The sequence below is a fragment of the Streptomyces sp. NPDC101178 genome (assembly GCF_044767965.1).
GTDB lineage: Bacteria > Actinomycetota > Actinomycetes > Streptomycetales > Streptomycetaceae > Streptomyces.
Genome location: NZ_JBIWOZ010000015.1, coordinates 11,791 through 25,485, shown reverse-complemented (window position 1 = coordinate 25,485; position 13,695 = coordinate 11,791). Strand labels below are relative to the sequence as shown.

The following is a 13,695-nucleotide window of genomic DNA, read 5'->3' as shown; positions in this document are numbered from 1 at the left end:
CGGTAGAGAATGGTCAGCCAGTCGCGGGATGCGGCGAACTCCCGGAGCCCGGCGGCTTTGTGGACGTTGAGGTTGTCCCAGATGAGGACGATCGGACCGCCGAGCTGTTGGTGGGCTGCGATCAGAAGATCCCGGTAGTCGCGCCAGGAGAAGCTCTTGCGCCCGTCACGTCGGCCGTCGTCCCGTCGCGGCCAGTAGATCAGCCGGGATCGGTGGCCGGGTTTGTAGCAGGTCAGCGTGGCGATCGATATCCGTCTGCGAGAGCGGGCGCGGACCCGCACCACCGAGGTCCGGCCGCGCTGGGACCAGGTCTTGGCATGCGGCGGCGTCACGGAGAAGCCGGCTTCGTCCTCGAAGACCAGCCAGGCTCCACGAGCCGCCGCTGGTCTTCCGCGCGGGGCCACACCTCCTTGACCCACCCGGCCACCGCGTCGTCATCGTGCTCCGTGGCACGACGGGCGGGAACCTGGCAGGACCATCCGTTACGCACCAACAACTTGCGTACGCCCTGGATCGTGTAAGTGAGGTGGAGGCGCCGTCCGATCACCGTCTTCACACGGCTCAGAGTCCAGCGCTGGCCCTCCCAGCCGTGCGCGGCCGGCCCCTTGGCCAGCTCCGACTCCAGCTGAGCGAACTGCTTGCCGCTCAGTCGCGGCAGCGATGCGGGCGTGTTGAGGTCCGTACCGCGCATTTCCTCTCTCCGTTCGAGCGCGCATCGTACGGAGAATCGGCGACCACGCCCCGCTGAACGATCTTGGTCAGCTGAGGAAGCTCAGGCGAACCTGACGGTTGGCGTTAGAAACGTTCGTGTCCACCAGACACACCGACTGCCAGGTCCCCAGCTCCAGCGCTCCCCCGATCACCGGCAACGTGGCGTGCGGCGGGACGAGCGCCGGGAGTACGTGGTCTCGGCCGTGGCCCGGGGTGCCGTGGCGGTGTTGCCAGCGGTCGTCGGCCGGGAGCAGGTGGTGGAGGGCGGCCAGGAGGTCGTCGTCGCTGCCCGCGCCCGTCTCCATGATGGCGATGCCCGCCGTGGCGTGGGGTACGAAGATGTTGAGCAGGCCGTCGCGGCCGGACGCCGAGCGGGTGAGGAACTCCTCGCACTCCCGCGTCAGGTCCATGACGGTCTCCGCCGTGCCGGTGGTGAGGTGCAGGACCGTGGTGGTGAAGGAATCGGACATGCCTCCATCTTCCCTTCCGGGGGGCGAGATCACACGTCCACGCTCCGAGACGCCATTGACCGTGTCCTGACCGGATGACTACGTTCATCGCCATGTTCCGATCAGCTCTGCTCACCTCGCGCGGTCACATCGACCTGCTGCGGGTGGCATCCGCCGCGTGTCGCCGCGGCTGCTGACGTTCTCTCAGCGCCCTTCGCGCCCCTGCTGACCGGGCCCGCCGCCCGCTCCGCCTCCTCTCCCGCACCCCTCGCCTCGCGCGCCGCCGTGGGCCGCCGCGTCCTGCCGGTCCTCTGACCGCTTCGGATGGCCGTGGCTCCTGCCTGCCGGGCTGCCGAGCGGGGGTTCTTCCGGCACAGCCGTCGCCGCGGGAGGGGCGGGCGGGGTGGCGCGCGCCCGACTCCCCCTCCGTACGACCTCCTGTGGAGCCGCCATGACCGTCAGCCACGCACCGCCCGATCCATCCCCGATCGCGGAGAGAGTCCCGGCATCCGGTACCGGCCGTACGCCCCCCGATCTGGAGCCGGTCGTCCCGGCGTCCGCGCGCCGGGCGCGACTGCGGTCCGTGCCGCGGTGGTTGCGGCGGACCGTGGGGCCGTTGCTGCTGCTCGCGTTGTGGCAGGTGTTCAGCGCCACGGGCGTCCTGCATCCGGACGTGCTCGCCTCGCCGGGGACCATCGGCCGTGCGGGAGCGGATCTGATCGCCGACGGGACGCTGCCGGCCGCCATGGGGGTGTCGCTCCAGCGGGTGGCCGTCGGGCTGGTGCTCGGCGGGGTCGTGGGGACGGCGCTCGCGCTGGTCTCGGGGCTCTCGCGGCTCGGCGAGGACCTCGTCGACGCGACCGTACAGATGCTGCGCACGGTCCCCTGGGTGGGTCTGATCCCGTTGTTCATCATCTGGCTCGGGATCGGCGAGGCGCCGAAGGTGGCGCTCATCGCGCTCGGGGTCGCCTTCCATCTCTACCTGAACGTGTATGCGGGGATTCGCGGTGTGGACGCCCAACTCATGGAGGCCGGTGAGTCGTTGGGGCTCAGCCGATGGGGTCTCGTACGCCATGTGGTGCTGCCGGGCGCGTTGCCCGGGGCCATGACCGGGTTGCGCTACTCGCTCGCCACCGCCTGGCTCGCGCTCGTCTTCGGTGAGTCCATCAACGCCGATGCCGGGATCGGGTTCCTGATGAACCAGGCGCGGGAGTTCTTCCGGACCGACGTGATCGTCGTCTGCCTCGTCGTGTACGCCTTCCTCGGCCTGACCGCCGATGTCATCGTCCGGACCCTCGAAAGGCTGCTGCTGCAATGGCGACCGACCTTCACCGGCCAGTGACCGCGCCGGCCCCCTCCCCCGCCGGAGAGCCGGAAACCGCCGTACGGGTCGAAGGGCTCACCCGGGCCTTCGACGGGCGCGCGGTGATCGACGACCTCGATCTCACCCTCGAAGGAGGGGAGTTCACGGCGCTGCTCGGGCGCAGTGGTTGCGGCAAGTCGACCCTGTTGCGTGTGCTGGCGGGGCTCGACCGCGAGATAGCCGGGACCGTCCTGGTGGCCCGCCGCCGCGCCGTGGCCTTCCAGGCGCCGCGGCTGATGCCCTGGAAGCGGGTCTGGCGCAACGTGCTGCTGGGGTTGCCGGGCAAGCCGGAACGGGCCCTGGCCGAGACGGCGTTGGCGGAGGTCGGGCTGACCGACCGGGCCGGCGCCTGGCCCAAGACGCTCTCCGGTGGCGAGGCCCAACGCGCTTCCCTGGCACGCGCGTTGGTGCGAGAGCCCGATCTGCTGCTGCTCGACGAGCCGTTCGGCGCGCTCGACGCCCTGACCCGGATCAAGGCGCAGCAGCTGGTGGCCGAGCTCTGGCAGCGGCGCGGCTGCGCGGTCCTGCTGGTCACCCATGACGTGGACGAGGCCCTGCTGCTGGCCGACCGGGTACTGGTGATGCGGGACGGCCGGATCGCGTACGACACACCCGTCGGCCTGGACCGCCCGCGCGGTGTCGGCGCCCCCGGCTTCACCGGCCTGCGTTCGCGGCTGCTCAGCGAGCTGGGCGTCGAGGACGGTACCGCCGAGGCCGGAGCGGAGCGGCAGCGGGAAGCGGCCACCGGCGCCGGCTCGGACGCATGACCCCTCATCTCCCTTTCCTGGCGACACACCTACGGAGAACCACCATGAAACGCCGCACCCTGCCGACCCTGCTCCTTCCGCTCACCCTGCTCCTCGCCGCCTGCGGTGGCGGCGCCTCGTCCGCGGAGTCGGGCGGCAGCACCGACGGCAAGGGCAGTGTCACGCTCGACATCGGTGACCAGAAAGGAGGTTACGAGGCCATCCTGCGGGCCTCCGGAGAGCTCGACGACCTGGACTACCGCATCAGATGGTCCACCTTCACCTCCGGTCCACCGCTTCTGGAGGCCGTGAGCGCCGGGGCCGTGGACATCGGCGGAGTGGGCAACACACCGCCCGTCTTCGCCGCCGGCTCCGACTCGAACATCACCGTCGTCGGCGCCACTCACGGTTCGCCGGCCGGTGAGGTCATCGTCGTATCCGAGGACTCGCCGCTCAGGAGTCCCGAGCAGCTCAAGGGGAAGTCCGTCGCCGTGGCGCAGGGCAGTTCGGCCCACTTCCAACTGGTCGCCTCGCTCAGGAAGGCCGGCCTCTCCATCAAGGACGTCAAGCTCAACTATCTCCAGCCCGCTGACGCCTTGGCCGCCTTCAGCCGGGGCAAGGTGGACGCCTGGGCGATCTGGGATCCGTACACCTCGCAGATCCTGCGGGCCGGGAACGCCCGCGTGCTGACGACCGGCGAAGGTGTCGTCAACGGCCTCGGTTTCCAGGTCGCTTCCCCCTCCTCGCTCAAGGATCCGAAGAAGTCGAAGGCCATCGGCGATCTGCTCGTCCGGCTGGAGCGGGCGCAGAGCTGGGTCTTCCAGCACCCGGAGGAGTGGGCGAAGGTCTGGGCGAAGGAGACCGGGCTGCCCTTCGAGGTGGCGCTGGACGCGGTGAAGCGCAGCTACGGCACCCGGGTCCCGGTGGCCATCGACGACGACGCCATCGCCTCCGAGCAGGAGATCGCCGACACCTTCGCCGAACTCAAGCTGATCCCGAGGCGGTTCGCCTTCGAGGACTACGTCGACACCCGCTTCAACCGTGACCTCCCGCCCTCCACCACCGAACCGCGCTCGTACGGAAAGGCCTCCTCATGAACGTACATCTCCACTGGTTCCTGCCCACCGGCGGTGACGGCCGGACGCTCGTGGACCGGCACGCGTACACCGACGGCGGAATCAAACGCGACCGCATCACCCCGGTGAGCGGTGTGCGCGCGCCGGACATCGAGTATCTGGCACAGATCGCCAAGGCCGCCGAACAGCTCGGCTTCGAGGCAGTGTTGACGCCGACCGGTACATGGTGCGAGGACGCCTGGCTGACCACGGTTGCGCTCGCGCAGCACACCGAGCGGCTGAAGTTCCTGGTCGCCTTCCGGCCCGGCGTCATCTCGCCCGTGCTGGCCGCCCAGATGGCCGCCACCTACCAGCGGATCACCCGGGGACGACTGCTGCTCAACGTGGTGACGGGTGGCGATTCGACCGAACAGCGCCGGTTCGGAGACCACTTGGACCACGACCGGCGGTACGCGCGGACCGCGGAGTTCCTGTCCGTGGTGCGGGGTGCGTGGAGCGGGCAGCCGTACGACTTCGACGGCGAGCACTACCAGGTGGAGGGCGGGCTGACCGCGCTGCCGCCGGACCCGCTGCCGGAGATCTTCTTCGGCGGGTCATCGGCGGCCGCGGGTCCGGTGGCCGCCGCGCATGCCGATGTCTATCTGACCTGGGGTGAGCCGCCGGCGGCGGTGAAGGAGAAGATCGACTGGATCCGTGGGCTGGCCGAGGAGCAGGGGCGCAGGGTCCGGTTCGGGATCCGGCTGCACACCATTTCCCGGGATTCCGCGCGAGAGGCGTGGGCCACCGCCGACCGGCTGCTGGGCGACCTCGATCCGGACACGATCGCGGCGGCGCAGCAGGCGCTGGGAAAGAGCGAGTCGGTCGGGCAGCAGCGGATGCTGGCGCTGCACGGCGGTTCGCGGGACAAGCTGGAGATCGCGCCGAACCTGTGGGCGGGTGTCGGTCTGGTGCGCGGCGGGGCCGGGACGGCGCTGGTGGGCAGCCACGCGGAGGTCGCCGACCGGATCGAGGAGTACCACGCGCTGGGTGTGGAGCACTTCGTGCTCTCGGGCTATCCGCACCTGGAGGAGGCGTACTGGTTCGGTGAGGGCGTGACCCCGGAGCTGGCCCGGCGCGGGCTGCTGTCGACCGTACCGGCGTCCCCGCTGCTGGGGGCGCCCGGCGCGGAACCACGTACGGCCGGAGCGCCGTTGCTGGTGGCGGGCGGGCGCTGAACCCGGTGGGGCGCCCGGGAAGATCCCGGGCGCCCCACGAGTTAGTAGAAACGTGAACATTACTGGGGTGCGCGAGCTGGACGTGGTCGTGATCGGCGCCGGGCAGGCGGGGCTCTCCGCAGCCCACCACCTGCGCCGCGCCGGGCTCGCGCCCGACCGCGACTTCGTCGTCCTGGACCATGCGCCCCGGCCGGGCGGGGCGTGGCAGTTCCGCTGGCCCTCGCTGACGTACGGCAAGGTCCACGGGATGCACGCGCTGCCGGGCATGGAGCTGACCGGCGCCGACCCGGACCGGCCCTCCTCCGAGGTGATCGGCGCGTACTTCACGGCATACGAGGACCGCTTCGACCTGCGGGTCCACCGGCCCGTCGAGGTGAGTGCCGTACGTGAGGGAAGCGGCGGGCGGCTGCTCGTGGAGACGTCCGAGGGGACGTACGCCCCGCGCGCGCTGATCAACGCGACCGGCACCTGGGACCGGCCGTTCTGGCCGCGCTATCCGGGACAGGAGACCTTCCGGGGGCGCCAGCTGCACACGGCGGACTACCCGGGGCCCGAGGAGTTCGCGGGGCGGCGCGTCGTCGTGGTCGGCGGTGGCGCCTCCGGTACGCAGCACCTGATGGAGATCGCCCCGTACGCCGCCGAGACCTTCTGGGTGACCCGGCGCGAGCCGGTCTTCCGCGACGAGCCGTTCACCGAGGAGTGGGGGCGGGCGGCCGTGGCGATGGTGGAGGAGCGGGTGCGGGCCGGGCTGCCGCCGCAGAGCGTGGTGTCCGTGACCGGGCTGCCGGTCACCGACGCCGTGCGGCGCGCCCGGGAGCAGGGGGTGCTGGACCGGCTGCCGATGTTCGACCGGATCACCCCGGCCGGCGTGGCCTGGGACGACGGCCGGAGCGTCGAGGCGGACGTGATCCTCTGGGCCACCGGCTTCCGGCCCGCCGTCGATCATCTGGCCCCGCTGAAGCTGCGCGAGCCGGGTGGCGGCATCCGGGCGGAGGACACGCGTGCCGTACGCGACGGACGCGTCCACCTCGTCGGGTACGGGCCGTCCGCCAGCACCATCGGCGCCAACCGGGCGGGGCGCACCGCTGTGCGGTCGGTACTGCGGCTGCTGGAGAGGACCGGCGGCCGGTCGAGCGTGGAGGCGAAGGCCGGGGTGGCGGGCTGAGGGCCGGTGGCCTCGGCCCGTGGCCCTCAGCTTGTGGCCCTCAGCCCGTGGCCTCGCGGCGGTTGCGGTTGAACTCCTCGACGTTCTTCTGCTGTTCGTCGTAGCTGTCGGTGAACCGGGTGTCCCCGGGCGCGACCGTGACGAAGTAGAGCCACGGGCCGGGCGTGGGGCTGATGGCGGCGCTCAGCGCCTCCTCCCCCGGGTTGCCGATGGGCGTCGGCGGCAGGCCCTTGCGTACGTAACTGTTGTACGGGCTGTCCAGCTGGGTGTCGGCGTTCGTCGTGTCCAGGGTGGAGCGCTTGAGGGCGTAGTTGATGGTGGAGTCCATCTGCAGCGGCATGTCCTTGAGGAGCCGGTTGTAGACGACCCGGGCGACCTTGCCCATGTCGGAGGCGGTGTCGGCCTCGGCCTGGACGATGCTGGCGATCGTGGCGGTCTCGTAGACCGTGACGTTGTTGCGCTGCGCCCCGGCGGTGATGTGGTCCGCCCCGAACCGTTTGCGGGCGGTGTCCGCCATGTAGCGCAGCAGGCCGGCCGGCTTGGTCGCGGAGTCGATCGGATACGTGGCCGGGAAGAGGTACCCCTCGGGGTTGCCCTCGGCCTGGTCGGGCAGGTCCAGATCCACCGTCTCCACGGTCTTCTCCGTGGACCCGGGCTTGAGTCCGAGCTCCCGGTCGACGGCGCCGTACACCTGCGAGGCGCGCCAGCCCTCCGGGATCACCAGCGTGCTCTGCGGCCGCTTCTCCTTTTCCTTCTCCTCGTCCGAGCCGAGCAGGGAGAGCGGGATCAGCACGGCGGCCGACGCCACGAGCAGCGCGGCGACGGCCAGCACGATCTTTCCGCGGCGGGTCGGGCGGAGTCTGCGACGGGGACGGGCGTCCGGGGACTCGTTCACCATGCGGGCACGTTAACCCGGTCCACTCCCCCGGGCCGGTAGCCCGGCTGCGGCGTCGGCTCCGGCGACACGAACGCCGTACCGTGCGACCAGAACACACGAACAAGGGATCGGGTGTTCGCTGGAACGCGTGATCGTATCGGGATTCGTTGCTGATCTCTCCCGGCGGGCGTGATGATTGCAGAGCGCAGTCGACGGGCTGCAGACCGCTACCGCGCACGTCCCACACATGCACCACGCACAAGGAGAACCACCAGATGAACTTCCTGACCAACCTGCTGGCCGGCATCGTCCACTTCGTGGGTTGGCTCGTCTGACCATCACTCCGCCCGGCGCCGTCGCTCCCCGTCCCACGGGAGCGGCGGCGCCGTCGCGTGTACGGAGTCGGGTCGGCGAGCGCCTTCAGTCTCATGCCGCCGCCACCTGCCCGGCGAAAGGCGGCAGCGCGGTGAAGGCGGAACCGAGCGGCCGGGGAGTTCGACCCCGAGGAGAGCCCTCCTGCGCGGGGATGTGCCGTACGGACGGTGGGCGGGCGGTACCGGGGTGCGGCTGCCCACCGTGGGTCGTCAGGAGGCCGGGACCGGGGCCTGGTGGGAGTCGCGGCGGATCAGGGCGGCATAGCGGCCGTCCCGGTCGAGCAGTTCCTCGTGCGTGCCGCGCTCGGCTATGCGGCCGCCGTCCAGGACGACGATCTGGTCCGCGTCGCGGACGGTGGAGAGACGGTGCGCGATGGTGAGAGTGGTGCGGCCCTCGGAGAGTGCGTCGATCGCTTCCTGCACGGCGTGTTCCGTACGGGTGTCGAGTGCGCTGGTCGCCTCGTCGAGGATCAGCACCGGCGGATCACGGAGAATCGTGCGGGCGATGGCCAGGCGCTGCTTCTCGCCGCCCGAGAAGCGGTAGCCGCGCTCGCCGACCAGCGTGTCGTACCCGTCGGGCAGGGAAGCGATGTGGTCGTGGATCTGCGCGGCGCGGGCCGCGGCCTCGATCTCCTCGTCGGTGGCGTCCGGCTTGGCGAAGCGCAGGTTGTCGGCGACGGACGCGTGGAAGAGGTAGGTCTCCTGGGAGACCACGCCGACCGCCCGGGCCAGCGTGTCGAAGTCGAGGTCACGGACGTCGACCCCGTCGAGCGTGACCCGGCCGCCGGTGACGTCGTAGAGGCGGGGCACGAGATAGCTGAGCGTGGACTTGCCGGAGCCGGTGGGGCCGACGACCGCCAAGCTGCTGCCGGCGGGGACGGTCACGTCGATGGCGCTGAGCGTGGGGCCGCTCGTGGTGTCGTAGCTGAAGTCCACGTTCTCGAAGGCGATCTCGCCGCGGATCTTCGCCGGACGGACGGGCTTGTCCGGTTCGGTGATGTCCACCGTGAGGTCCAGGTACTCGAAGATCCGCTGGAAGAGGGCGAGTGAGGCCTGCATCTGGACGCCGGTGGAGAGCAGGCTGACCGCCGGACGGAACAGGCCCTGCTGGAGGGTGACGAAGGCCACGAGCGTGCCGATGGAGACGGCGGTGCCCCCGGGCTGGATGGTGAGGCCGGCCACCCAGTAGATGACGGCGGGCATGGCGGCCATCACGATGCCGATGATGGACATCCGCCAGCGGCCGGCCATGCTGGAGCGCACTTCCAGGTCGACCAGGCGCTCGGACTCCTCGGCGAACCCCTTGGTGAGCGAGTCGGAGCGGCCCATCGTGCGGCCGAGGAGGATGCCGCTGACCGAGAGGGACTCGGTCACCGTGGCGGCCATGGCGGCCATCTGCTTCTGGCGCTGGGTGGTGATCCGCTTGCGCTCCCGGCCGACGCGGCGGCTGATCGCGACGAACACCGGCAGCAGGAGCAGCGAGACGACGGTGAGGCGCCAGTCGAGCGCGAGCATCGCGACGACGGTGGCGATGACCCCGGTGAGGTTGGAGACGAGCGAGGTCGCGGTGGAGGTGACCGTCGCCTGCATACCGCCGATGTCGTTGGCGATGCGGGACTGGACCTCGCCCGTGCGGGTCCGGGTGAAGAAGGCGAGCGGCATCCGCTGGAGCTGGGTGTACACGGCGGTGCGCAGATCATGCATGACGCGCTGGCCGACGGTCGTCGAGATCAGGGTCTGCAGGACGCCGAAGACGCTGTTCATCACGGCGGTCAGGATCATGCCGAGGGCCAGCAGCGTGAGCAGGCCTGTGCGGCCCTGCGGGATCGCGGTGTCCAGGATCTCGCGCAACAGGAACGGAGAGGCGACCGACACCAGGGAGGAGGCGCCGACCAGCAGGCCGACCACGGCGAGGCGGCCGCGGTAGGGATGGAAGAGGCGGAGGATGCGGCGCACCTCGCCCGGTGGCCGGTCGGAGGCGGCGCGGGCATCGGGTGGGGGCGTCCAGGTGAGTTCGTCCGGCTTCATGGGCTCCTTCGTGGGGCGTGCGGAACGGTCGGAGGCGTCCGACGTTCAGAGCTTAGCTCATTGTTACCTGTACTCACAATGAATGGGGTCCTGATATTGTTCCCGTATGGACGCCTCAGATTCGCCCGACGCCGATGCCGTGGATGCGGCGGCCTCCGCCGAGCGGTCCCACGATCGTGACCGCGACTCCGACGGCATGCTCGCCGAGCAGCTGCTGCGGCTGACGCGCCGGCTGCACCGCATCCAGAGCCGCCAGCTGGAGCCGATCGGCATCACCCCGGCCCAGTTCCGGCTGCTGCGGACGGTCGCGAGCTACGACGCGGCGCCCCGGATGGCCGATCTCGCCCAGCGCCTGGACGTCGTCCCGCGCGCCGTGACGACGCTGGTCGACGCGCTGGAGGCGAGCGGGCGGGTCCGCCGCGCACCGGATCCGGACAGCCGCCGGGTGGTGCGCATCGAGATCACCGGCGAAGGCCGCGCCACGCTGCGCTCCCTGCGCAACGCGCGCCGGGCGGCCGCGGAGGAGATCCTGGCTCCACTGACCGCCGGCCAGCGCGAGGTGCTGGGTGAGCTGCTCTCCGCTCTGGTCGACGGAATGCCGGAGCGCCACTGCTGAGGGGACGCCGATATGCCACTGCTGGAGCCCGACCGGGAGGCCCTCCGCCCCGGTACGGCGCGTGAGCCCGCCATCGACCGGGTCACCGACCGGAGCGCCGGCGGCACACCCGAGCCCCTGCGCTCCGAGCTGATCGCCCTGCTCGGCGCGGACAAGGTGCTCTGGAAGATCTCCGACCTCGTGCGGTACGCCTCCGACGCCAGCCCCTACCGCTTCCTCCCCCGGGTCGTGCTGGTCCCCGAGGATCTCGACGACGTCTCCGCGATCCTGTCGTACGCCCACGGCAAGGGCCGCGAGGTGGTCTTCCGGGCCGCCGGCACCAGCCTCAACGGCCAGGCGCAGGGCGAGGACATCCTGGTCGACGTACGCCGTCACTGGACCGGTGTCGAGGTGCTGGACGACGGCGCGCGGGCCCGTATCCGACCCGGCACCACCGTCCTGCGGGCCAACACCACGCTCGCCCGGTACGGCAGGCTGCTCGGCCCCGATCCGGCGAGCGCCATCGCCTGCACGGTCGGCGGGGTCGTTGCCAACAACGCGTCGGGCATGACGGCCGGCACCACCCGCAACTCCTACCGCACGCTCGCCTCCCTCACCTTCGTCCTGCCGAGCGGCACCGTCGTCGACACCGCCGACCCCGCCGCCGACGAGGAGCTGGCCCGCGCGGAGCCGGAGCTGTGCGCCGATCTGCTGGCGCTCAAGGCGGAGATCGAGGCGGACGAAGAGCTGACGGCCCGGATCCGCGCCAAGTACGCGATCAAGAACACCAACGGCTACCGCCTCGACGCCTTCCTCGACGGCGCGACGCCCGTCCAGATCCTGCGCGGGCTCATGGTGGGCTCCGAGGGCACGTTCGGCTTCATCGCGGAGACCGTCTTCGACACCTTGGCGCTGGACCGCCGGGTCACCAGCGCGCTGCTCTTCTTCCCGTCCCTCACCGCCGCCGCGGCCGCCGTGCCCCGGTTCAACGAGGCCGGTGCCATCGCGGTGGAGCTGATGGACGGCAACACCCTGCGCGCCTCGGTCAGCGTGAAAGGCGTCCCGGCGGACTGGGCGGCGCTGCCTCGGGAGACAGCCGCGCTGCTGGTCGAGTTCCGCGCTCCGGACGAGGCGGGCCAGGAGGCGTACGAGGCGGCGGCGGCCGAGGTGATGCGCGGGCTGGACCTGGTCGTTCCGGCCACCTCCGTCACCAACGCGTTCACCCGCGACGCCGGAACGATCGCCGGGTACTGGAAGGCGCGGAAGGCGTTCGTGACGGCGGTCGGCGGCTCCCGCCCGTCCGGTACGACGCTGATCACGGAGGACTTCGCGGTGCCGCCGGACCGGCTGGCCGACGCCTGCGAGGCGCTGCTGGAGCTCCAGTCGCGCCACGGGTTCGACGCGGCCGTCGCCGGGCACGCGGCCCACGGCAACCTGCACTTCCTGCTCGCCTTCGACGCGGCACGGGCCGCCGACGTGGAGCGGTACGACGCGTTCATGCAGGAGTTCTGCGCGCTGGTCGTGGACCGGTTCGACGGCTCGCTCAAGGCGGAGCACGCCACCGGCCGTAACATCGCGCCGTTCCTGGAGCGCGAGTGGGGCCCGCGGGCGACGGAGCTGATGTGGCGGACCAAGCAGGTCATCGACCCCCACGGCGTGCTCGCGCCGCGCATCGTCCTCGACCGGGATCCGCGAGCCCATCTGCGCGGGCTGAAGACCATTCCGAAGGTGGAGGCGGTCGCCGACCCGTGCATCGAGTGCGGTTTCTGCGAACCCACCTGTCCCAGCGAGGACCTGACGACCACGCCGCGCCAGCGGATCGTGCTGCGCCGCGAGATGATGCGCCAGGCCGACGGCTCCCCGGTGGAGGCCGGGCTGCTCGACGCCTACGGGTACGACGCGGTGGACACCTGCGCCGGTGACTCCACCTGCAAGCTCGCCTGCCCGGTCGGCATCGACACCGGCGCGATGATGAAGGGCTTCCGGCACCGCAGGCACACCGCGCGCGAGGAGCGGATCGCCGCGCTCACCGCGAAGAACTTCCGCGTGGTGGAGGCCTCGGCGCGGCTCGCGGTGGCGGCGGGCGACGCCATCGGCGAGCGCGGCGGCGACCGGCTGCTGGAGTCGGTGACCCGGCTCGCGCGCAAGGCCGTACGCCCTGATCTGGTACCGGAATGGCTGCCGCAGCTGCCCGGTGCCGCCGCTCGGCAGCTGCCCCGCACCACGCGGGTCGGCGCGAGCGCGGTCTACTACCCGGCCTGCGTGAACCGCATCTTCGCGGGACCGGAGGCAGGACCGGCCGACATCTCTCTGGCCGAGGCTCTCGTGGCCCTCTCCGAGCGGGCCGGAAAGCCGGTCCGGATCCCCGACGACGTGGCCGGGACGTGCTGCGCGACGATCTGGCACTCCAAGGGGTACGACGCGGGCAACCGGATCATGGCCAACCGCATCGTCGAGGCGGCCTGGGGCTGGACGGCGGGCGGGGCCCTGCCGCTCGTCGTCGACGCGTCCTCCTGCACGCTGGGCATCGCCGAGGAGGTCGTGCCCTACCTCACCGAGGAGAACCGGGCGCTTCACCAGGAACTGACCGTCGTGGACTCGCTGGTGTGGGCGGCCGACGAGCTGCTGCCGCAGCTGACGGTGTTCGAGCGGGTGGGCTCGGCCGTCGTCCATCCGACCTGCTCGATGGAACACCTGGGTGACGTCGGGCAGTTGCGTGCACTGGCCCGAGCATGCGCCGAGGAGGTCGTGGTCCCCGACGACGCCGGATGCTGCGCGTTCGCGGGTGACCGGGGCATGCTGCACAAGGAGTTGACCGATTCCGCCACGGCGAAGGAGGCGGCCGAGGTCAATTCCCGTACGTACGACGCCTATCTCTCGGCCAACCGCATGTGCGAGATCGGCATGGAGCGGGCCACCGGACACCCCTACCGCTCGGCCCTGATCGAGCTGGAGCGCGCCACCCGGCCACCGGGTCGCTGAACGGATCGCGCGGCGCGGCCGAGCGCAGGTCAGACGCCCCAACTGGTTGAACCAGTTGGGGCGTTCGCGTGCCCGGAAGAAAAGTCCATGGTTTGAGGACGAGAGTCCAATTGGC

At 71.1% G+C, this 13,695-nt stretch carries 12 protein-coding genes and 1 pseudogene; 8 read left to right on the top strand and 5 right to left on the bottom strand.

Annotation, left to right across the window (positions count from 1 at the left end; all coding sequences use genetic code 11):
• Positions 1–2: 2 nt before the first annotated feature.
• The 3 genes and pseudogenes from ACIRR8_RS30870 to ACIRR8_RS30860 form a co-directional block, all read right to left on the bottom strand.
• Positions 3–332, bottom strand: a pseudogene (locus ACIRR8_RS30870) (IS630 family transposase); the annotation flags it as partial.
• Positions 329–691 (bottom strand): winged helix-turn-helix domain-containing protein, encoded by a 363-nt coding sequence (locus ACIRR8_RS30865; RefSeq protein ID WP_404071041.1) that lies wholly within the window; start codon positions 689–691, stop codon positions 329–331. The pseudogene ACIRR8_RS30870 and the gene ACIRR8_RS30865, both read right to left, overlap by 4 nt.
• A 67-nt stretch (positions 692–758) precedes the next feature.
• Positions 759–1,181 carry a secondary thiamine-phosphate synthase enzyme YjbQ gene (locus ACIRR8_RS30860; RefSeq protein ID WP_404071039.1) on the bottom strand — a complete coding sequence of 141 codons (423 nt, stop codon included), beginning with the start codon at positions 1,179–1,181 and terminating at the stop codon, positions 759–761.
• Between the two features lie 74 nt (positions 1,182–1,255).
• Between ACIRR8_RS30860 and ACIRR8_RS30855 the strand changes: the two genes are divergently transcribed.
• From ACIRR8_RS30855 to ACIRR8_RS30830, 6 genes are all read left to right on the top strand, one after another.
• Complete coding sequence (locus ACIRR8_RS30855) at positions 1,256–1,357, top strand: putative leader peptide (protein ID WP_356899727.1); 102 nt, start codon at positions 1,256–1,258, stop codon at positions 1,355–1,357.
• Between the two features lie 254 nt (positions 1,358–1,611).
• Positions 1,612–2,502, top strand: coding sequence for an ABC transporter permease (locus ACIRR8_RS30850; protein WP_404071037.1), 891 nt, complete (start codon positions 1,612–1,614; stop codon positions 2,500–2,502).
• Positions 2,475–3,290 (top strand): ABC transporter ATP-binding protein, encoded by an 816-nt coding sequence (locus ACIRR8_RS30845; RefSeq protein ID WP_404071035.1) that lies wholly within the window; start codon positions 2,475–2,477, stop codon positions 3,288–3,290. Before ACIRR8_RS30850 ends, ACIRR8_RS30845 begins: the two co-directional genes overlap by 28 nt.
• 44 nt (positions 3,291–3,334) lie before the next feature.
• Positions 3,335–4,366, top strand: a complete 1,032-nt coding sequence (locus tag ACIRR8_RS30840; RefSeq protein WP_404071033.1) for an ABC transporter substrate-binding protein — start codon at positions 3,335–3,337, stop codon at positions 4,364–4,366.
• Complete coding sequence (locus ACIRR8_RS30835) at positions 4,363–5,559, top strand: LLM class flavin-dependent oxidoreductase (RefSeq protein WP_404071031.1); 1,197 nt, start codon at positions 4,363–4,365, stop codon at positions 5,557–5,559. Before ACIRR8_RS30840 ends, ACIRR8_RS30835 begins: the two co-directional genes overlap by 4 nt.
• 52 nt (positions 5,560–5,611) lie before the next feature.
• Positions 5,612–6,724 carry an NAD(P)-binding domain-containing protein gene (locus ACIRR8_RS30830; RefSeq protein ID WP_404071030.1) on the top strand — a complete coding sequence of 371 codons (1,113 nt, stop codon included), beginning with the start codon at positions 5,612–5,614 and terminating at the stop codon, positions 6,722–6,724.
• A gap of 40 nt (positions 6,725–6,764) precedes the next feature.
• Here the strand turns inward: ACIRR8_RS30830 and mltG are convergent, their stop codons facing one another.
• Positions 6,765–7,622, bottom strand: coding sequence for an endolytic transglycosylase MltG (mltG, locus tag ACIRR8_RS30825; RefSeq protein ID WP_404071028.1), 858 nt, complete (start codon positions 7,620–7,622; stop codon positions 6,765–6,767).
• A gap of 563 nt (positions 7,623–8,185) precedes the next feature.
• Positions 8,186–10,003: an ABC transporter ATP-binding protein gene (locus ACIRR8_RS30820; RefSeq protein WP_404071026.1), complete on the bottom strand. Its 1,818-nt coding sequence runs from the start codon at positions 10,001–10,003 to the stop codon at positions 8,186–8,188.
• 106 nt (positions 10,004–10,109) lie between these two features.
• On the opposite strand from ACIRR8_RS30820, the gene ACIRR8_RS30815 reads away from it, so the two are divergent.
• Complete coding sequence (locus tag ACIRR8_RS30815) at positions 10,110–10,619, top strand: MarR family winged helix-turn-helix transcriptional regulator (protein ID WP_404071024.1); 510 nt, start codon at positions 10,110–10,112, stop codon at positions 10,617–10,619.
• Between the two features lie 12 nt (positions 10,620–10,631).
• Positions 10,632–13,580, top strand: a complete 2,949-nt coding sequence (locus ACIRR8_RS30810; RefSeq protein WP_404071022.1) for an FAD-binding and (Fe-S)-binding domain-containing protein — start codon at positions 10,632–10,634, stop codon at positions 13,578–13,580.
• The last annotated feature ends 115 nt before the right edge of the window (positions 13,581–13,695 follow it).